Below are 19,909 nucleotides of genomic sequence, written 5' to 3' on the forward strand. Positions count from 1 at the left end.
AAGACGGGTTGAATTGAATTAAAGAACATATCTGTATGGTATCTGGCCTTTAAAAGGAGGGCCGGATACCTGTATTTCAGGTGGTTGAATTTAATAAAAGACCTTAAGGAGAAAAAAATGAAAAAATTAATGGTATTGGTTGCAGCCCTGGCATTGGTGGCTGGCTCTGCAATGACCGCCGCAGCTGCGGACTGGAATTTTTACGGGTCTGCCCGTATTGCTACTTTTTTTACTGATTTAGATCAGGCCGACACCACCAATTACGGGGAGAACCTTCAGGGCAACTCCCGTATCGGTGCTACCGTCAAGGTATCTGATGAAGTGACCGGTGGGTTTGAATATGGTACCGGCGTTAATGTTCGTAAACTGTATGGTGAATGGAACTTTGGTGCCGGCTCTCTGCTGGTGGGTCAGACTTACACCCCGCTGAACTATTTTTACTCCAACCAGGTATACGGAACTGACAATGACATGCTGGCCCAGGGGGGTGTTTACTCCGGCCGTGAAGGCATGCTCCGTCTGAAATTCGGTGGGTTTCAGATTGCTGTGCTGGCTCCAAAAGATCCCGTCTTTGGTGGTGCTGCCGCTACTGAAGTATCCATGCCGGGCATCGAAGCCAACTACAACCTGGTAATGGACAACTTCAGCTTCAACCTGGGTGCCGGTTATCAGAGCTATGAACTGCTGGGAACCGCCACAGGTGATCATGATGTGGATTCCTATGTCGTTGCTTTGGGTGCAAAGACTGGTTTTGGTGGCTTTTCCTTGGGCGGTAACGTGTATATCGGTGAAAACGTAGGGAACATTATGGCTCTTTCCCTTGATGGCGACAATGCCTGGAATGATGGAAATGCCGATTGGGATGGAACTAACGTAGTGGACAATGAAGCCATGGGTTTCATTCTGGTTGCTACTTTTAAAGCCAACGATATGTTTGCATTTGAAGCAGGTTACGGCTATGCTGAAGCAGAACAAATGGGTGGCCTGCTGGATGACAATGAAGTGCAGACCTATTATGTACAGTCCACCATCACACTGGCTCCGGGTGTCTTCATTACGCCTGAAATCGGTGTGATTGATGGCGAAGAAACCGGTAGTGAAGAAATCACATACTACGGCGCCAAATGGCAGATCAACTTCTAATCGGAAATTATTCATTCTGATTTAGAACCGTTTTATTTGTTCAATACAGCCACCTGAATTTTTGCAGGGGCCTGATGACACTAAGTAATCAGGCCCCTGTTTTTTTTATGAAAACCCTTTATTTATTCTGTCCGCTGCAAAACCCTCCTGCACAGTAGCCCCCCCCTCCCCACCAGACGCTACCGCGGCGCAAAGAGTCTCATGGATTCAAAGAGTCATCATTAAAAGATCAGTGGCTGCGTGGCAATCCTTGAAATTGGCAGGGAAAAAATTTTGAAAACAGGTGGGAATTAAATTCCCGATCATTAACTGCGGGAGAATAAAAATGTGGAAAAAGCAGGACATGCCGGGGAGATGATCCATGACTATTTGGCGGAAATCGCAGTATTGCCATATCCGCCAAATGTCGATTGACTGATCATTTGCCTTCGTCGGGATACACTGCCCGGGGGATTCATCACTGTCGTCAAAGGCGAGTGCCGGGCGGCGGCTGTAGGCCGGAAATCTTATTCTGACCTGATAACTTACTATCTGCTATCGTCAACAGTACACTGGTATTTGATCAATTTTGACCGTGGATAAGAAAGCAAGTTCGGGCTAAACACAGCTATATTTATCAGACAAGCTGTAAATGGGGGATCCGCTTTTCATCCTATTTTAACAGGGATAGAATCTCAGTGCTGTCTTTTGCGGTTTTGATCACCTCTTTTATCTTACCCAGTGTCTCCAGATCATCGATTGCATTCACCTTGACCATGACTGCATTGATGTCCTCCGGAAATTTGAGGGTTATGCCCAGTTCGATAGCCTCTCTGATGGCTTACAGCCGACCCATCTTTTGGCCTCTTTTCTCGCCTCTTTTCTCACCTTCAACGAGGCCTTCCAGCTTACCTTCATTCCGAAGTTTCTCTGCCAGTGTCATAATATATTCTCCCGTGTTCTTGGAAATAGCTTGTTCCGCTATTTCCTTAATTTGTTTGAATGACAGTTCATCTTCATCCAGGACCGATGCCAGGTACCGGACTACTGCCTCCAGATATTGCAATCCGGTTTCCTTTTCCATCAAGGTCTTAAACAAAGAAAAAATATCAGGCAGCCTGTGTCGCAGTTCTGGTTCAAAAATATACTTGTACAACATCATCATCACTCGAATGGTGACCGTTCCCTTGATCTGATCATCCGAGAACCGGTGAAGATCGTTCAGTTCGAATCCGAAATCCGGGATGTAACCGGCAAGGTCGTCCATCGGACCGGACAGCAACGAGGTCAGTCTTATAGTGTTTTTCGGCCATTCTTTTCTGCCATGGCAGATCAGCAGTTTTTCAAAACACTTCGGGCGTTTTCCAGATCGCTGTTGACCTTCCGGAACAGTTTATCATGGGGATTGACGACCCGCCTATTATTTGTCTTGTCTGTCATGAAGCAATTTTAACCGGAGCCAGGGGGTACGTCAAGGGGATTGAATACCAAATCCACTGTCTGATGATCACTTTTTTAGATAGCTTTCTCCCTCCATGATAAGGATCTCAGAATTGTGAACGAGTCGGTCGGCAATCGCTGTGGCAACAATACCCAATGCCACGGATGGATTTGTCTTTGACCCCATCGAGGTGGAATTCTGTCCGGACCGGCCCGGTTTTTATCGCCTGCTGGACGAGGCCACCGATGGAGCGCGTTCAAGGCAACTGGGGTGGAAACGGTCACCGTCATTGTCAGGAACCTGGCGGGATGGGCAGAGACATCAAACTATTGCGCATGCACGGCCTTGGGATGTCCCAGGACCGGATGGCAAAGCGACTCGGCCTGGATCAAAAAACAATTCTTCAGCATTTAGGCAAAATGCCAATACTGGCAAATTCCCTAAATACCGATTTATCCCGGGGATTCACCGTGGCCCAGGTGGCTGAAAAGCAAGGCTGGCAAGTTTTATCGCCATGGGTGGGGGCGGTCATGGCCGGCAGTAACACATTAAAGCAGGACAATAACAATGTGGAAAAATTGTGACATACCAGAAAGATGATCCATGACTATTTGGCGGAAATGCCAATATTGTCAAATCCGCCAAATGCAGTTTTGATGATAATTTGCCTTCGTCGCTATATCCTGTCTTGCAAAATCAGATGCTTGATATGGCGGGTAGAATCATTTATATGTCAGACAAGCTGGAGTAGATGGGAACCCGCTTCGTTCTATTTTAACAGGGAAAGAACCTCAGTACTGTCTTTGGCGGTTTTGATCACCTCTTTTATCTTACCCAGTGTCTCCAGATCATCGATTGCATTCACCTTGACCATGACTGCATTGATGTCCTCTGGAAATTTGAGGGTTATGCCCAGTTCGATAGCCTCCCTGATGCCTTCCAGCCGACCCATCTTTTGGCCTCTTTTCTCGCCTCTTTTCTCACCTCTTTTCTCACCCTCAACGAGGCCTTCCAGCTTACCTTCATTCCGAAGTTTCTCTGCCAGTGTCATAATATATTCTCCCGTGTTCTTGGAAATAGCTTGTTCCGCTATTTCCTTAATTTGTTTGAATGACAGTTCATCTTCATCCAGGATCGATGCCAGGTACCGGACCACTGCCTCCAGATATTGCAATCCGGTTTCCTTTTCCATCAAGGTCTTAAACAAAGAAAAAATATCAGGCAGCCTGTGTCGCAGTTCTGGTTCAAAAATATACTTGTACAACATCATCATCACTCGAATGGTGACCGTTCCCTTGATCTGATCATCCGAGAACCGGTGAAGATCGTTCAGTTCGAATCCGAAATCCGGGATGTAACCGGCAAGGTCGTCCATCGGACCGGACAGCAACGAGGTCAGTCTTATAGTGTTTTTCGGCCATTCTTTTCTGCCATGGCAGATCAGCAGTGGAATCACAATGGGCAATTTGAAAGATCTTCCCTTGTGCTGTTTGATATATAGACGCCAGATTTTGACCATATATTCCAGCAGCTGAAGATGCACAAATTTGTCATAATAGCTTTTATGCTCGAACATTACATAAACGAATCCCTGGCTGCCTTCAACCAGATTCACCTTGTACAGCATATCCGAATAATAGTCCGCCAGATCCGCTTCGATAAAACTGTCCTTGCTGATTTCCAAGGTGGACAGATCCATCAGCTTCACTACCCGGTCAGGTAGATAGTTTTTCAAAACACTTCGTGCGTTTTCCAGATCGCTGTTGACCTTCCGGAACAGTTTATCATGGGGATTGACGACCCGCCTATTATTTGTCTTGTCTGTCATGGTGCAATTTTAACTGGAGCCAGGGGTTACGTCAAGGGGATTGAATATCATCAGATCTACTGTCTGATTTTATTCTAATAGGCTGTTTGCATGGGAAGCCGTAAGAACAGCGAACTGTTTGAGGACATCCAAGCCCACAGTTTTCATTGTTCAACGTCGCTTCGCCTTAAAGTTTGTCAAACGCGACAGAGGGTGAGGCCTGATGGGATAGAACGGCACAGGTCTTTTGACAAAAAAAATCTGAATGTCCACAGAGTCAGGTCCTGATGAAATAATAAAAAAGGGCGGCAAGCAAAGGTGTTGTTGGTTCACACACATTGCGCGCCGCCCTTCAGCGATCAAAACTGGAAGATGTAAATGCTTAGAATTTAAAAGCGACTCCCATTGCAACCGCATTGTTCTGCTTTTCATAGGTGACCAAATTGCCCATGGGATCCGCTGCCGTGTCCTCATCATAGAAATTGGTCATCAGCCCCAGATCAAAAGTGATGCACTCGGAGAAATCATATCCCAGACCAAGGAAAAAAGAATGGGCGTCCAGCGCCGGACTCATCTGTTCGACCAAGGTGAAATCCTTGGCATCAATTCCCACATCTGTGAACATATAGCCGATGCTGCCGCGCAGGTTGTCCATAAAACTATAGGTGGCGGAGATGGCAATGTCATAGCTGTTGTCCACCAAGTCTTCTTCGCCGTCCCAGTCCGCCCGTTTTTCTAAATAATAAGTGAACGAGGTGTTCAGATTCAACCGGTCATTGGTATCCCAGGATACCCCCATGCCAAACACCGCGGGCAGATTCCGGTCATATGTGCCATTCTGTGTTTTTCCCAGACTAGCCAGAACGGCGTTGCCCATTGCGGTGTTGTTTCCATCCAGCGTTGTTTCAAATTCCAGATCCACTTCAGATTCATACCGGAACGCCAGGAGCAGATCATTTCTGGGTTTCACGTTCAAGCTGGCAATCCAGCCCCAGCCGTCGGCTTCTTCTTCATACGCGCCGTACAGGGCACCCAGGGCGGTGTCGGAGTATGCTGACACATCTTTTGTGGCATCCATATACCGGACCCCGGCTGCTACAGACACCATGGGACTGATCTGGTAACTGGCGCCAGCGGTATAGGTAATGTACATGCTTTCTGCTTCGATGAACTGATTGGTGAGCGGCAAAGGAAAGAAACCCATTGCTATGGTATTGGTGATGGCATTACCGGATTCATACTTCACCTTCCCGCCGCCGCCGTTGTTGGTGATGGAGCCGAATACCCCCCAGACGCCGGACTTATAGGTGGCAAACAGACCCGGAATAATGGACGGTTCATCCTGGTCCCGGGTCACGGGTCCTGCCTGAAGATCCGTATATTTGTGCTCATAATTTTTGAAAATATAATGCACATCCAGGCCCAGGCCGATGCCGTCTTCCTGGAACATCATCCCGGCCGGGTTGTAGGCGGCGATATCTACCCCGTCCGTGGCCGCATTCCGTGAACCTGTGGCCAGATACCGGGCCGACCAGTTCTGTTTGTTGTCAATGCCGCCTGCCAGAGCGGTTTGAGAAAAAACACCGACCAGCATCACCAGTGCAGTCAAAATACTCGCGCTTGTCTTTCCCATCTGCCTTCTCCTTTTCAAAAAAATTAGAGGTAATTAAAAAACAGCTTTTCAGCTCCATAGACATGATTTGCTAACATTTATTATTTGGATTTATCCTTGACACGTGCCGGTGTCAAGTGTTTTTACCGATAAACGCGGTTTAAGTGGATATTTTCAGTATGTTTAAAACAGGTATTTCCAAATTTTCCAGCCAGGGGACTCCCGGGTCTGTTGCCATTGGGGGTTCTGCATCAGATGTTCCGGGTTTTGGCGCCGCAGTTCATTACGTCTGGCCTGACGTTCCTGCTCGATTCTTTCCCAGTCCGTTGTGGTTCGGTCAAACACTTCTTTATTGATGTTTGCGGCGATCCGGCTGATCTTGTCGATCAATTCATCACTGTTGTCGGATTGTTCAAAAAAAGTCATATGCTGCTTGTTCAAGATGTCATAAACTATGGCATCAATGCTGAAGGACCCGGCCAGCTGTGTGATGCTGCCGTCTAAAACATATCGGCTGTCGGTTTGTTCGGCCACTTTTTCGATCATGTGGTTCCGGTCGTCTGAATTCAGCTGGTTCAGCACTTGGGTGATTTTTTGTTCGGGAATTACGTGCACCTGATCCGGCCAGGCCAGGCGGGTATTGAGCATGGTCACCACGCCTTTTTGAATATGTGCATCCGTTTCTGTTGTGTGCATGACAAAGGGAAGCACGGCAATGGAGACGGGCCGGACCGAATCTTTTTGTGTGTCTTCATTTGATGCAAGGCTGAACGTGGCACCACAGGCCAGAACACAAAAGGTGAGGCACATCAGACTGAAATATTTCATATCAACTCCCTGACTGAAGTTTGGATTTTAATATGGGGGTAACGGTTTTGGGATCTGCCTTGCCCCGGGTCTGTTTCATGACCTGGCCCATGAAAAAACCAAACAGTTTGGTTTTTCCATTTCGATAGGCAGCCACTTCATCCGGGTTTTGGGCCAGAATTTCATCCACTAACGCCGTCAGTTCTCCACGGTCACTGACCTGTTCCAGGCCTTTTTGTCTGACAATGGTTTGGGGATCATTTCCGGTTTTTGCCATTTCTTCAAACACGATTTTCGCCACCGTGGCCGTGATGGTGTCTGATTCCAGTAACCCCATGAGCGAGGCAAAGTTGTCTGCGGATACCGGGGACCGGGTGATGTCGATTCCCTGGGCATTGAGCAGGCCTAACAGGGTGGTAATGACCCAGTTGGCCGTCTGTTTGGCATTGGACAGACGGGTCATGGCCTGGTCAAAAAAATCCGCCAGGTGAATATCGGCGGTCAGCATCCGGGCATCATATTCCGACAGCTGGTACTGGGAGATGAACCGGTCCTTTTTTTGATCCGGCAGTTCGGGCATGTGGTCGGAAACCCGAGCGATCCAGTCGGCATCCACGATGAGCGGCACCAGGTCCGGATCCGGAAAATACCGGTAATCATGGGCTTCTTCCTTGCCCCGCATGGAAACAGTTCTGTTTTTTTCCGGATCCCACAGCCGGGTTTCCTGAATCACGGTGTCCCCCTGGGTCAGCACATAGGTCTGGCGGTCAATCTCGTATTGAATGGCTTTTTCCACATGCCGGAAGGAATTGAGGTTTTTCAGTTCCGTGCGAATACCGAATTGGGTTTGTCCGGCCGGCCGAAGCGAGATGTTGGCATCACACCGGAAACTGCCCTGTTCCATGTTGCCGTCGCACACATCGATATATTTGAGGATGGCATGCAGCTTTCTCAGATAGGCCCCGGCTTCGGCCGGGGTGCGCATGTCCGGGTCACTCACGATTTCAATCAAAGGAATTCCCGTGCGGTTCAGATCCACCAGGCTTTTGCCCCGCATGGGATCATGGATCAGTTTGCCCGCATCTTCTTCCATGTGGATCCGGGTGATGCCGATGGTCTTTACCCCGACCTGCTCGGTTTCGATGTCCAGATGCCCGTGTTCGGCAATGGGGGCGGCATACTGAGAAATCTGGTAGCCTTTGGGCAGATCCGGGTAAAAATAATTTTTCCGGTCAAACCGGCTTTCTTGGGCAATGGTGCAGTTTGTGGCCAGAGCCGCCTTAATGGCGAAAGTGACCGCTTTTTTGTTCAATACCGGCAGGACTCCTGGCATACCCGTGCACACCGGGCAGGTATTGGCATTCGGGGCATTGCCGAAAGTAGTGGGGCAGGCACAGAAAATTTTGGTCTTGGTTTTGAGCTGGGCATGGACCTCCAGGCCGATAACAGGTTCGAACTGCATAAACGGGGTTCCCTTTTGATATTTTTTTTGATCATTGATACCAACCTGTTTTTATAGCCCTGATCGCTTGATTTATCAATGAAATTTTATATTTGAACCGTTATCTGGATTTTGCCATGAAATTTTGTGAATATAATGGTATACACACGAAATCAAAAAAAAAGGGGACCAGAGGAACGACAAATCAATGAAATTTTTTTTATGTGTGATAGGCATGGTGATGATCGTGGAGGGCCTGCCCTATTTTGCCTTTCCGGATCGGATGAAAGAGATGATACAGGTGATTGCAGGTCAGGACAGCCTGAAGCTGCGGCGTTTCGGTTTTTTTCTGATGCTGGCCGGGCTGGGGGTGGTGTACGTTGCCATGGAAGCCAACTGATGTTTGATTTATCAGACTATACCTATGACCTGCCCGAAGATCTCATTGCCCAGACACCCTGTGATATCCGCAGCGATTCGCGCCTGCTGCACATCCACCGAAACACCCATGCCGTGTCACATCGCCGGTTTTCCGATCTGCCCGGGCTGCTGCACCCGGGTGATCTGCTGGTGGTCAACGACACCCGGGTGATCCCGGCCCGATTGTTCGGAAAAAAAGCCACGGGCGGCCGGGTGGAGGTGCTGATCATTGATTATGCGCAAGGCATGCAGCATCTGGAAAAGACCGGGTCATTCCAGTGCAACTGTCTGGTCCGGGCGTCTAAAATGCCGAAAACAGGCAGTGTGCTGTATTTTACAGAACAGATGACCGGACAGGTGATGTCGGTCCGTGACGGGATTTGTGAGATTCTGTTTGCAGGGGGAAAACAGTTTGTTGCATATTTGAAATCCGCAGGCACCCTGCCGCTGCCCCCCTATATCCGGCGGGACCCGGAAACCAGACCGGTTCCGGAAGACCGGGAAAATTATCAGACCGTGTATGCAAAAAATGACGGAGCTGTGGCCGCGCCCACGGCAGGCCTGCATTTTACAAAGCCCTTGATGGCAGCTTTGGCCCGGAAAAAGATCGACATGGTTCACCTCACCCTGCACGTGGGATACGGCACGTTTGTGCCGGTGCGGGTAAAAGATATCCGGGAGCATCAAATCCATTCGGAATATTATTCCTTGTCAGCAGGTGCGGCCCAAAAGATCAATGCGGCCAAAGATCAGGGACGGCGGGTGGTGGCCGTGGGTACGACATCGGTTCGCACCCTGGAATTCACAGCCGATGACCAGGGACGGGTTGCGTCAGGTACGGGCATGTGTGATCTGTATATTTATCCCGGATACCGATTTAAGTGCGTGGATGCCATGATCACCAATTTTCATCTGCCAAAATCCACGCTGCTCATGCTGGTGTCTGCATTTTATGACCGACAACGGATGCTGGATGCTTATGCTGCGGCTGTGGCGGAAAAATACCGTTTTTTCAGTTATGGCGATGCCATGCTCATTGAATGAACGACAGGAGACTTGTTTTTGAAATTTACCCTGATAAAAAAATCTACCCGAAACCGGGCCCGACTGGGCATGATCGATACCCCCCGGGGCCGGATCCAAACCCCGATTTTCATGCCCGTGGGCACGGTGGGGTCGGTGAAAGCCCTGACTTCCGATGATCTGAAGCACTGCGGGGCCCAGATCATTTTAGGCAATACCTATCATCTGTATCTGCGGCCCGGGTGTGACGTGATGTCACACATGGGCGGGCTGCATGAGTTTATCCGGTGGGATCGGCCCATGCTCACCGATTCCGGGGGGTTCCAGTTTTTTTCCCTGGCCAAACTGGCCAAATTCACGGAAGACGGGGTCACGTTCCAGTCCCATATCGACGGGTCCCGGCACTTTTTTTCACCGGAAAAATCCGTGGAGATCCAGACCATTTTAGGATCGGACATCATGATGTCCTTAGACTGGTGCATGGGATATCCCGCCACGTTTGACCAGGCACAAACCGCGTTGGAAAAAACCACGGCCTGGGCCCAAAAAGGGTATGATTTCTGGCAGGCCCAGGGGGCGCCCAACAACCTGTTCGGCATTGTCCAGGGCGGCATGTTCAAGGACCTGAGAACCCGTTCGGCGGAAGAGCTGATGCAGATTGATTTTTCCGGATTTGCCATCGGAGGCCTGTCTGTGGGAGAACCCACGGATTTGATGTATGAGATGGCAAATCACACCCTGCCGCTGTTGCCTGAAAACAAACCCCGATACATCATGGGCGTAGGCACACCTGAAAACCTGGTGGAACTGACACAAATGGGGTGTGACATGTTCGATTGCGTGATGCCGTCCCGCAATGCCAGAAACGGCAAGCTGTTCACATCAAAAGGAGACATGAACATTCACAACGCCCGGTTCAAGTTCGATACCCGGCCCATTGACGAGACGTGTTCTTGTTATACCTGTCAAAACTACACCCGGGCCTATCTGCGTCATCTGTACAAATCCCGGGAACTGCTGGCCTACCGACTGAACACCATCCACAACCTGTATTATTACCTGGATTTGATGGCAAAGATGCGTGAGGCCATTCAGGCGGATGAATTTGATGCATTCAAGCGGCAATTTTATGAAAACCGGGCACAGGGTGTCTGATAAACAAACAAGGAAAGTCTTATGCATGAGATGGGAATTGCCCAGGAACTGGTCCGGATCGCTTTGGAGGCACTGCCCCGGGACCTGAAAGACCCGAAAGTGGCCTCTTTGAATCTGAGAATCGGGAAATTGTCTTCTGTGGTGCCCCACAGCCTGACGTTCTGTTTTGAAATCATCACCAAGGACACGCCGTTGGAACATGCCCGCCTGGACATTGAGAGGGTGCCGGTGGTGATTCGCTGTGACACCTGCGGCAGGCAATGGGAAGCCGATACCCCGGTGTTCCGGTGCCCGGATTGTGAAAACGGGCAGGTTCAGATGATTTCAGGCCGGGAGATCGACATTGATTCCCTCACCCTGATGGAATGATGCGCATCGGGTTGACGTGATTCTTTGAACCCGGTACACTGACTTTTAAAAAAACATGGGAGATCCAAAGACTGATGGAAATTAAAATTCGAAAAAATATTCTGGAGAAAAATCTCACGGAAGCCGATAAAAACCGGAGTTTTTTCCGTGAAAAAAAAGTGTTTGTGCTCAACATGATGTCATCGCCGGGATCCGGAAAGACCCAGACCCTGTGCCGGACCCTGGCACAGCTGATGCCTGATATCCAGGTGGGCGTGATCGTGGGGGACATCTGCACCACCAACGATGCCGACCGCCTGGCCAAAACCGGCGCAAAAGTGACCCAGATCAACACGGACCAGTTCGGGGGAGACTGCCATTTGACCGCGCCCATGATCGATACAGCGGCAAGACAACTGGGATGTGATGACCTGGATCTGCTGATTGTGGAAAACATCGGGAACCTGGTATGTCCGGCGGAATTTGATATCGGAGAAAACGCCCGGGTGGTGGTGCTCAGCGTCACGGAAGGCGAAGACAAGCCAGTGAAATATCCGTTGATGTTTCAGGTGTCGGAAGCCGCTATTTTAAACAAAGTGGACCTGCTGCCGTATCTGGAGTTTGATGCGGCCCTGGCTGTGGAGAATATGAAAACCGTGCATCCGGGCATGCCGGTGTTTGAACTGTCCGCCAAAACCGGACAAGGATTTGAGCCCTGGCTTGAGTGGCTTCGCCGGCAACTTTAACAACTGGGGTCAGGTTTGGCTTATTGGCTTATTTCAAAGGACTGCAATAAGCCAAGCCTACCCCAAAGGCGTTGGAGGCATACCATGGAAAAAAAGCGAACTACATTTGCCGGTACCTGGTATCCGGATTCGGCAGATGCATGTCAACAGGCGATCCAAACATTTCTGAAAGAAACTTTGCCGCCGGACAAAGGCCGGTTTGTTGCCGGGATCGTTCCCCATGCCGGGTGGGTTTTTTCGGGCAGTATTGCCTGCCGGACCATTGCCGGGCTGGTCCCGCCGGAAAAATCATCCCCCGTGGATACCATTGTACTGTTCGGAGCACACATGCACCGGCAGTCCGAGCCTTTTATCATGACTTCGGGTCTGATAGAGACCCCGCTGGGAGACATTCAGGTGGACGGGCAGCTGGTGGATGCGTTGTGTGACAATATCAGCATCCGCAAACGATCGCCTGGCCGATTTGTGGATGAAAACACCCTGGAGGTGCAGTACCCGTTTATCAAATATTTTTTTCCCGATGCCCGCATCGTGGTCTGCGGCGTGGCCCCGTCTTTTTTTGCCCCGATTATCGGCACCATGGCCGTGGATGTGGCTCATGCCCTGAACAAAAATATCCGGGTGATCGGTTCCACGGACATGACCCATTATGGGCCGAATTTCGGGTTTGAGCCGGCCGGCTTAGGCCGGGATGCGGTTCAATGGGTAACGACAAAAAACGATGCCGCTGCCATTGATGCCATGGCATCCATGGATGAGAAGGCGATTCTCTCCGAGGGCCTGGCGCATCACAACATGTGCTGCCCCGGGGCAGCGGCTGCCACAGCGGCTGCGGCTAAAAAAATGGGTGCCGTCCGCGCCCGGGTCCTGGCGTATGAAACCAGTTTTGATAAAAATCCTTCCGATTCTTTTGTGGGCTATACCGGGCTGCTGTATGGAATGGATTGACAGGGGAGTCACACGCCGGACCGGCCTGGGGCCTCAAAGGTCTTTTGTTTTGCATCTGGATTCAGAATGAATAGGACACCGTCATGGATGCGTATTCCTGATCCTCGTTCTGGGTATCATATTCTTTGGTCTGGTATACATAGGCATAGGTGATTTTAAAGCGGTGAACAATGACGGCCACACCGGCGATTCCCTGGAGGACAACCGGTTTTTTATCCACACGGTGACTGTCCCGGAACGTATTGCCGTCCAGAAAGATATTTCTGAGCACGGCACTGGTATTGAACCCGGCGAAAAAATGGTATCCCAGGCGCCGGGATATCGGATAAAACCGGGGATCATTCTCATTCATGGGGGCATTGGTGTCTGATCCCGGCCGGATCAGAAACGTACCGTAATCATTGGGAAGGTGCCAGCCGAACCGGGCCTGTACCCCGGTGTTGATTTCGGTGAGCGCATTGCCCAGGGCCGCGCCTAAGTGCGGAATGACATCGAATCCAAATCCTTTCCCCAGGTCTGATTTCAACAGTTTCCATTTTCGTTCATAGTGCAGGTTGAGAATCGGCTCGTCTTTCAGCTGATGATCCCAGCCCTTGGGGTCGGTGGTATCAATCCATTTGTGCCAGGTTGTCTGAACCTGTTCCGCATAGGAGTGGGGACCCACAATCCCGACATTGATCTCAAACGTATCCATGCGGTTGCTGTCTTTGCTGTGAAAACCGGCCGCCAGATAGGTGATGCCGGCATAGGGCCGGTCATCTAAAATCAGATCGGTTCGTTCCAGATCTTCGGGGGCATACATGTTCTGGCCGATGGACAAAGACACATTCCGGACGGTTCCGGGTTTGTTCACAAACGGCAGGGCATCGATGGTGTTTCGGCTCCAGGCCGGTGTGTCAATTTCATGGTAATCAGACAGATCTTTGGAGATCCATGTTAATTTGACCCCGTTGGTATATTCCCTGTCCGTGCCCGTGACCACATCGTTTTCCAGATAAAATGTGAGCGTGCTGTGTTCCTCGGGATCTTTTTCAGCAAAACACGGATGGGTTCCGCATACCAGGACAAAAAATAAAACAAGGATGAAAAAAAAGGAATACCGCGTCATCATGACAAGCCTCACATTCGGCCGGCTGCCCGCCGGATCCGCTGAACGGTTTTTTCTTTTCCCAGAATCAGGAGCATTTCAAAAATTCCCGGGCTGACTGTGGTGCCGGTGATGGCCACCCGCAGGGGTTGGGCGATTTTGCCGAAACCCAGATTAAAATCAGCCATGATTTTTTTAAACACGGTCTCCAGTGCCGGCTGGGTATAGTCCGATAGTGACTCAATGGCGTCTGCGGCCTGGTTGAGCATGTCTGCCATCTCCGGAGTCAGAAATTTGGCCGCCGCTTTTTCATCCATTTCCGGTTCATCCACGTAATAGAAACGGGCGGCCCGGGCCATATCCTTTAAGGTTTTGCTCCGGGGCTGAAGCGTTTCGATCACCTGGTGGGTGAACACATCATCTGGGGCATCGATTCCCAGGTGCTGGAGATGGGGCAAAAACAAAGGCCCCAGTTCTGCAGGGGTCTTGGCCTGGATATGCTTGGCGTTGAGTGCGGTCATCTTGCTTAAATCAAACATGCCCGCAGACCGGCCCAGGTGCTCAAGATCGAATTTTTCGATCAGATCCCGGCGGGTAAAAAATTCCTGATCCCCATGGGACCATCCCAGCCGTACCAGATAGTTGATCACCGCATCCGGCAGATATCCCATATCCCGGTATTCACTCACGGACATGGCCCCGTGACGTTTGCTCAACCGGGCCTTGTCCGGGCCCAAAACCATGGGCACATGACCGAACACCGGCAGGTCGGCGCCCAGGGCCTGATAGATGAGAATCTGCTTGGGTGTGTTAATCAAATGATCATCTCCCCGGATAATCGTGTTGATGCCCATGGTCAGGTCATCCACCACCACGGCCAGGTTGTACATAGGCGATCCGTCACTGCGGCGGATGATGAAATCATCCATTTCCGCGTTCTGGAACGCAGTGTCTCCCTTGACAATATCGTTCACCACGGTCACACCGCTGTCCGGGGTTTTGAGGCGAACCACGGTGCCGGGTGCCTTTGACAGGCCCCGTTCCCGGCATTTGCCGTTATACATGGGTTTGAGCCCTTTGGCCCGGGCCTGTTCCCGCATGGCATCAATCTCTTCCGGGGTGCAGGAACAATAATAGGCATGTCCGGATGCCACCAGTTTGTCAATATACCGGTTGTGAATCTCTTTTCGTTCGGTCTGAAAATACGGGCCTTCATCCCAGTCGATTCCCAGCCATGCCAATGCATCTAAAATGGCATCCACGGATTCCCGGGTGGATCGGTCAACATCTGTATCTTCAATGCGCAGGACAAATTTTCCACGGGTTTTTCTGGCATACAGCCAGTTGAACAAAGCGGTTCGGGCACCGCCGATGTGCAGAAAGCCGGTGGGGGAAGGGGGAAAACGGGTGACAACGGGTTTCATAGTCTCTCCTTGCGTGTAAATCCATCTGTAAAATCGAGCCTTTAGGTATCATAAAACCATCCAGGAGGCAACACTTTTCATTGTGTGCCCGTGTTTGCGAAAGTGGTTTAGATCTTGACACAACCCATAAATTGCGGTAATTAAGTTTGTTTTATTGCAGATAATGTGAATAACCCGCAAATTATTTGGACTGAACCGATAGTTTTTAGGAGACATACCCATGGCAGTACCCAAGCAGAAAAGCTCCAAATCCAGGGGCAGAAAAAGACGGACCCATTACAAAACCCAGGCCCCGACCGTGACCACCTGTCCCGAGTGCCAGGAACCCAAACTTCCCCATACGGCCTGCCCGGAATGCGGGGCGTACAAGGACAGAAATCTCAAAATGACGGCGGAAGAATAACCGGTTACATGGTGCCGAACGTTACATAATTATTTTCAAGGAACGGTTTTCCCATGACCATAGAAACCAAAGTAAGAAAAGTGATCGCAGAAAAAATTCCGGATATCGATATCGAAGATGTGGTACCGGAAGCATCCCTGATCGATGATTTAGGGGCGGATTCATTGACCATCGTTGAGTTGATCATGTCCATGGAGGAAATTTTTGAAATTGAAATCGATGATGAAGCCGCGGAAAAACTGGTCACGGTTCAGGATGCCATTGATTTCATCAAATCCAAATCCTGATGGTTTCAAGGAACCTTTTATATGAGTTCATCCATTATCATCGGCAGCGATCATGCCGGGTTTGAACTGAAGGAAAAAATTCGTACCCGCCTGATTTCCGAAGGATACACGATTGAAGATGCCGGGCCTTTCAACGAATCATCCGTCAATTATGTGGATTATGCCAACAAAGTGGCACTTGCCGTGTCTGAAGCCCGGTTTTCAAAAGGAATCCTGGTGTGCGGTTCCGGCATCGGCATGTCCATGGCAGCCAACCGGTTCAAAGGCGTGCGTGCGGCATTGTGCGCGGACCTGCTTTCCGCCCGGCTCAGCCGGCAGCACAACAATGCCAATATTCTGGCGCTGGGGGGGAGACTGATTGGGGATGTGCTGGCTTTTGAACTGGTGAAAACGTTTCTGGAAACGCAATTCGAAGAAGGCAGGCATCTGGAACGGATTCAATCCATGGATTGCTGAGAAGTCCGGCGGACAAGGCCTGCCTGCATGTGAAAAACGCCTGACAGGGCTTGCCGGCCTGTATAACAAGGAAAGGCAAATGGCAGATCTTGTAACCAATGATCCGCAGATAGCTGCGATAATTGAAAATGAAACAACCCGCCAGGAACAGGGGTTGAATTTGATTGCTTCGGAAAATACGGTCAGCCGTTCCGTACTGGCGGCCCAGGGATCCGTGCTCACCAACAAGTATGCCGAAGGCTATCCGGCCCGGCGGTATTACGGGGGGTGTGATTTTGTGGATCAGGCCGAAGACCTGGCCATTGCCCGGGCCAAAAAACTGTTCCACGCGCCCTATGCCAATGTGCAGGCCCATTCCGGGTCCCAGGCCAACATGGCGGTGTATTTTGCCCTGTTAAATCCCGGGGACCGGATTCTGGCCATGGGCCTGTCCCATGGCGGACATCTGACCCATGGGGCTGCGGCCAGCTTTTCCGGTCGTTTATTTGAATTCGCCCATTACGGGCTGACCCCTGATACCGAAGTCATTGACATGGATCAGGTGGCGGATCTGGCCAAATCATTCAAACCTCGCCTGATCGTGGCCGGTGCCAGTGCCTATTCCCGAATTATCGATTTTCAGGCATTTGCCGAAATCGCCGCATCTGTTCATGCTCTGTTTATGGTGGATATGGCCCATATTGCCGGGCTCGTGGCCGGCGGGGTTCATCCCACGCCCGTGGGATATGCGGATGTGATCACCTCCACCACCCACAAGACGTTGAGAGGCCCCCGGGGCGGACTGATTCTGGGGTCAGAGGATCTGGCCGTAAAAATCAACGCCCAGATCTTTCCCGGTATTCAGGGCGGGCCGCTCATGCATGTGATTGCCGCCAAAGCCGTGGCGTTCAACGAGGCGATGCAGCCTGATTTCGCCCGATACCAGCAGCAGGTGGTGGCAAATGCGTCCGTGCTGGCGGATGCACTCATGAGCCGGGGCTATAAACTGGTATCCAACGGCACGGACAATCATATGGTGTTAATGGATCTCACTGACAAACCCCTGACCGGCAAAGAAGCGGAAACCCGCCTGGGCCGGGCCGGTATCACGGTGAATAAGAACACGGTGCCCAATGAAAAAAAAGGGCCGTTTGTCACCAGCGGGATCCGCATCGGCGTGCCGTTGATCACTTCCAGGGGGATGAAACCGGATGCGGTTCAACAAATCGCCCGATTGATCTGTGATGTGCTTGATGATGTCGCCGCTGTGGACCGGGTGGCTTCCCAGGTCAAAGACCTGTGCCGTCAATATCCATTGTACCCGGGAGAAGTCCGATGACCCGGGAAATGCCGGACCGGCCTTCCTGGAATGACTATTTCATGGGCATCGCAGACCTGGTGGCCGGGCGGGCTACCTGTATCCGCAGAAAAGTCGGGGCCGTGCTGGTGAAGGACCGGCGGATTCTGTGCTCCGGATACAACGGGGCACCGGCGGGAATTCCCCACTGCGGGGAAACCGGGTGTCTGCGCAGGCAGCTGAATGTGCCGTCCGGGGTCAAGCATGAACTGTGCAGAGGCGTGCATGCGGAGCAGAATGTGATCATCCAGGCGGCATATCACGGGGTAGCCGTGGCCGGTGCGACGCTTTACTGTACGCATCAGCCCTGTTCCATCTGTGCCAAAATGCTTATCAATGCCGGTATTCAAGAGATTTATTACCGGGATGGATATGATGACCCTCTGGCTTTGGACATGTTTGACAAAGCCGGCGTGACACTGACAAAGATTTGAGGACGCTTGTGCCATGAAATGCCCTTTTTGCAAAGCTTCCAATACCCGGGTGGTGGATTCCCGGCCCGGCAAGATCGAGATGGAAGTCCGGCGCCGGAGGGAATGCCAGTCCTGTTCCCAGCGGTTTACCACCTATGAGCGGGTGGAGCAGGTCCCGGTCATGATTGTCAAAAAAGACAACCGCCGGGAAGAGTATGACCGGGAAAAGGTGCTCAAAGGCATTAAAAAAGCCTGTGAAAAAAGAGCCATCAGCATGGACCTCATTGAAAACCTGGTGGACGGCATCGAGCGGGATCTGCGGGAGATCAATGAACGGGAAGTATCCTCCAAGGTGGTGGGTGAAAAAATTATCCAGGCCCTGAAACAGGTGGATGATGTGGCCTATGTGAGGTTTGCATCCGTGTATCGGGAATTCAAGGACATCACTGATTTCATCCAGGAACTCAAAGATCTGCGGCCCGAAGACAGCCATGCCCTGGACAGGATTTCGGAAACATCGGATGACGGATAAGGAATACATGCAGCTGGCCCTGGCTCTGGCTGCCAGGGGCAAAGGGTTCACATCCCCCAACCCGTGTGTGGGCGCGGTGGTGGTTAAAAACGGGGAAGTGGTGGGCCAGGGCTGGCACCGGGCATATGGTGCGGATCATGCGGAAGTGATGGCCATTGACGATGCGAAAGATGCGGCCAGAGGCGCGGACCTGTTTGTGACCCTGGAGCCTTGTAACCATTTCGGCAAAACCCCGCCCTGCACCCATAAAATACTGGCCGCCGGCATCCGGCGGGTGACGGCGGCCTGCCCGGACCCCAATCCGGCCGCATCCGGCGGACTGGCATTTTTATCTCAAAACAACGTAGCTGTATCCTGCGGACTGCTTCAGGACCAGGCCGAAATCCTGATCGAAGATTTTCTCTGGTATGTCCGCCATCACACCCCGTTTGTCACGCTCAAGTGCGCCGCGACCCTGGACGGCCGCATTGCCACCTTTGCGGGCGAATCTAAGTGGATCACCTGTGAGGCGGCCCGGGCCTTCGGTCATGAGATCCGGGGGCAGGTGGATGCCATTTTGGTGGGTTCCGGAACCCTGCATGCGGACAATCCGTCTCTGACCTGCCGGATCCCCGGCAAACAGACCCGGGATCCGGTCCGGATCATTCTGGATACCCGTTTGACCATTTCCGAACATGCTAAAGTGATCCGGCAGGAATCTGTTGCCCCCACCATTGTTGTCACCGGACCGGATGTGCCGGCTGACAAAAAAGCGCGTCTTTTAAAACAAAATGTCCAAATTCTGGAAATCGGCCTGAAAAACAATCGCCTTGATTTACAAGAACTCATGGTTACGTTGGGTGAGATGTCGATAACCAGTCTGCTCATAGAAGGGGGAGGGACGGTTGCGGCAAATGCTCTGGCAGAAGGTATTGTCAACAAACTGATATATTTTCTGGCGCCTAAGCTGCTGGGGGGAAGTGACGGTAAAGCCGTGTTTGAGGGCAAAGGGGTGGAGAAACTGGCAGATGCCGTTACCCTGGCACGTATGACAGTGACCCGGGTGGATACGGACATTCTGGTGCAGGGGTATATCAAGTAAACAGGCAACGTAAAAGAAAG

Annotated in this window: 22 protein-coding genes; 15 read left to right on the forward strand and 7 right to left on the reverse strand. The window is 51.2% G+C overall.

Annotated features, from left to right (window positions below):
• Window positions 1–117 precede the first annotated feature (117 nt).
• Window positions 118–1,143 (forward strand): hypothetical protein, encoded by a 1,026-nt coding sequence (locus DPO_RS15775; protein ID WP_006967126.1) that lies wholly within the window; start codon window positions 118–120, stop codon window positions 1,141–1,143.
• 820 nt (window positions 1,144–1,963) lie between these two features.
• On the opposite strand, the gene DPO_RS26130 is transcribed toward DPO_RS15775, so the two are convergent.
• Complete coding sequence (locus DPO_RS26130) at window positions 1,964–2,404, reverse strand: Rpn family recombination-promoting nuclease/putative transposase (RefSeq protein ID WP_051069386.1); 441 nt, start codon at window positions 2,402–2,404, stop codon at window positions 1,964–1,966.
• A gap of 467 nt (window positions 2,405–2,871) precedes the next feature.
• Here DPO_RS26130 and DPO_RS15785 point away from each other — a divergent pair, with 467 nt between their 5' ends.
• The gene (locus tag DPO_RS15785) at window positions 2,872–3,147 is read left to right on the forward strand and encodes a helix-turn-helix domain-containing protein (protein WP_006967132.1); all 276 of its coding nucleotides are present in this window, start codon (window positions 2,872–2,874) and stop codon (window positions 3,145–3,147) included.
• 185 nt (window positions 3,148–3,332) lie between these two features.
• Here DPO_RS15785 and DPO_RS15790 read toward each other — a convergent pair whose 3' ends face one another.
• The 4 genes from DPO_RS15790 to gatB form a co-directional block, all read right to left on the reverse strand.
• On the reverse strand, window positions 3,333–4,391 hold the full coding sequence (locus tag DPO_RS15790) for an Rpn family recombination-promoting nuclease/putative transposase (RefSeq protein WP_006967134.1): 1,059 nt from the start codon (window positions 4,389–4,391) through the stop codon (window positions 3,333–3,335).
• A 361-nt stretch (window positions 4,392–4,752) separates the two neighbouring features.
• Window positions 4,753–6,003, reverse strand: a complete 1,251-nt coding sequence (locus tag DPO_RS15795) for an OmpP1/FadL family transporter (RefSeq protein WP_006967136.1) — start codon at window positions 6,001–6,003, stop codon at window positions 4,753–4,755.
• A 162-nt stretch (window positions 6,004–6,165) separates the two neighbouring features.
• Window positions 6,166–6,810, reverse strand: a complete 645-nt coding sequence (locus DPO_RS15800; RefSeq protein ID WP_006967138.1) for a P-loop NTPase family protein — start codon at window positions 6,808–6,810, stop codon at window positions 6,166–6,168.
• Between the two features lies 1 nt (window position 6,811).
• Window positions 6,812–8,251, reverse strand: coding sequence for an Asp-tRNA(Asn)/Glu-tRNA(Gln) amidotransferase subunit GatB (gene gatB / locus DPO_RS15805; protein ID WP_006967140.1), 1,440 nt, complete (start codon window positions 8,249–8,251; stop codon window positions 6,812–6,814).
• A gap of 187 nt (window positions 8,252–8,438) precedes the next feature.
• On the opposite strand from gatB, the gene DPO_RS15810 reads away from it, so the two are divergent.
• From DPO_RS15810 to amrB, 6 genes are all read left to right on the forward strand, one after another.
• Complete coding sequence (locus DPO_RS15810) at window positions 8,439–8,630, forward strand: DUF2065 domain-containing protein (RefSeq protein ID WP_006967142.1); 192 nt, start codon at window positions 8,439–8,441, stop codon at window positions 8,628–8,630.
• Window positions 8,630–9,694 carry a tRNA preQ1(34) S-adenosylmethionine ribosyltransferase-isomerase QueA gene (gene queA / locus DPO_RS15815; RefSeq protein WP_006967144.1) on the forward strand — a complete coding sequence of 355 codons (1,065 nt, stop codon included), beginning with the start codon at window positions 8,630–8,632 and terminating at the stop codon, window positions 9,692–9,694. Before DPO_RS15810 ends, queA begins: the two co-directional genes overlap by 1 nt.
• A gap of 18 nt (window positions 9,695–9,712) precedes the next feature.
• Window positions 9,713–10,828 carry a tRNA guanosine(34) transglycosylase Tgt gene (gene tgt / locus DPO_RS15820; RefSeq protein ID WP_006967145.1) on the forward strand — a complete coding sequence of 372 codons (1,116 nt, stop codon included), beginning with the start codon at window positions 9,713–9,715 and terminating at the stop codon, window positions 10,826–10,828.
• A gap of 21 nt (window positions 10,829–10,849) precedes the next feature.
• Window positions 10,850–11,197: a hydrogenase maturation nickel metallochaperone HypA gene (gene hypA, locus DPO_RS15825; protein ID WP_006967146.1), complete on the forward strand. Its 348-nt coding sequence runs from the start codon at window positions 10,850–10,852 to the stop codon at window positions 11,195–11,197.
• 74 nt (window positions 11,198–11,271) lie between these two features.
• A complete protein-coding gene (hypB, locus tag DPO_RS15830) occupies window positions 11,272–11,922 on the forward strand; it encodes a hydrogenase nickel incorporation protein HypB (protein WP_006967147.1) in 651 nt (216 codons plus the stop codon).
• Window positions 11,923–12,006: 84 nt separating this feature from the next.
• The gene (amrB, locus tag DPO_RS15835; RefSeq protein WP_006967149.1) at window positions 12,007–12,870 is read left to right on the forward strand and encodes an AmmeMemoRadiSam system protein B; all 864 of its coding nucleotides are present in this window, start codon (window positions 12,007–12,009) and stop codon (window positions 12,868–12,870) included.
• 61 nt (window positions 12,871–12,931) lie between these two features.
• Here the strand turns inward: amrB and DPO_RS15840 are convergent, their stop codons facing one another.
• Complete coding sequence (locus tag DPO_RS15840; protein WP_006967150.1) at window positions 12,932–13,981, reverse strand: lipid A deacylase LpxR family protein; 1,050 nt, start codon at window positions 13,979–13,981, stop codon at window positions 12,932–12,934.
• A gap of 8 nt (window positions 13,982–13,989) precedes the next feature.
• Window positions 13,990–15,381, reverse strand: a complete 1,392-nt coding sequence (gltX, locus tag DPO_RS15845; RefSeq protein WP_006967151.1) for a glutamate--tRNA ligase — start codon at window positions 15,379–15,381, stop codon at window positions 13,990–13,992.
• A gap of 220 nt (window positions 15,382–15,601) precedes the next feature.
• On the opposite strand from gltX, the gene rpmF reads away from it, so the two are divergent.
• From rpmF to ribD, 7 genes are all read left to right on the forward strand, one after another.
• The gene (gene rpmF, locus DPO_RS15850) at window positions 15,602–15,784 is read left to right on the forward strand and encodes a 50S ribosomal protein L32 (protein WP_006967153.1); all 183 of its coding nucleotides are present in this window, start codon (window positions 15,602–15,604) and stop codon (window positions 15,782–15,784) included.
• A 53-nt stretch (window positions 15,785–15,837) separates the two neighbouring features.
• Window positions 15,838–16,071, forward strand: a complete 234-nt coding sequence (acpP, locus tag DPO_RS15855; protein ID WP_006967155.1) for an acyl carrier protein — start codon at window positions 15,838–15,840, stop codon at window positions 16,069–16,071.
• A 21-nt stretch (window positions 16,072–16,092) separates the two neighbouring features.
• Window positions 16,093–16,527, forward strand: a complete 435-nt coding sequence (gene rpiB / locus DPO_RS15860) for a ribose 5-phosphate isomerase B (RefSeq protein WP_006967156.1) — start codon at window positions 16,093–16,095, stop codon at window positions 16,525–16,527.
• Between the two features lie 79 nt (window positions 16,528–16,606).
• Window positions 16,607–17,845 (forward strand): serine hydroxymethyltransferase, encoded by a 1,239-nt coding sequence (locus DPO_RS15865; protein ID WP_006967157.1) that lies wholly within the window; start codon window positions 16,607–16,609, stop codon window positions 17,843–17,845.
• A complete protein-coding gene (locus tag DPO_RS15870) occupies window positions 17,842–18,297 on the forward strand; it encodes a deoxycytidylate deaminase (protein WP_006967159.1) in 456 nt (151 codons plus the stop codon). The genes DPO_RS15865 and DPO_RS15870 overlap by 4 nt, the downstream gene beginning before the upstream one ends.
• A 13-nt stretch (window positions 18,298–18,310) precedes the next feature.
• A complete protein-coding gene (nrdR, locus tag DPO_RS15875; protein ID WP_006967161.1) occupies window positions 18,311–18,808 on the forward strand; it encodes a transcriptional regulator NrdR in 498 nt (165 codons plus the stop codon).
• Window positions 18,798–19,889, forward strand: a complete 1,092-nt coding sequence (gene ribD, locus DPO_RS15880; RefSeq protein ID WP_006967162.1) for a bifunctional diaminohydroxyphosphoribosylaminopyrimidine deaminase/5-amino-6-(5-phosphoribosylamino)uracil reductase RibD — start codon at window positions 18,798–18,800, stop codon at window positions 19,887–19,889. Before nrdR ends, ribD begins: the two co-directional genes overlap by 11 nt.
• The last annotated feature ends 20 nt before the right edge of the window (window positions 19,890–19,909 follow it).

It is taken from the genome of Desulfotignum phosphitoxidans DSM 13687, assembly GCF_000350545.1.
Lineage (GTDB): Bacteria > Desulfobacterota > Desulfobacteria > Desulfobacterales > Desulfobacteraceae > Desulfotignum > Desulfotignum phosphitoxidans.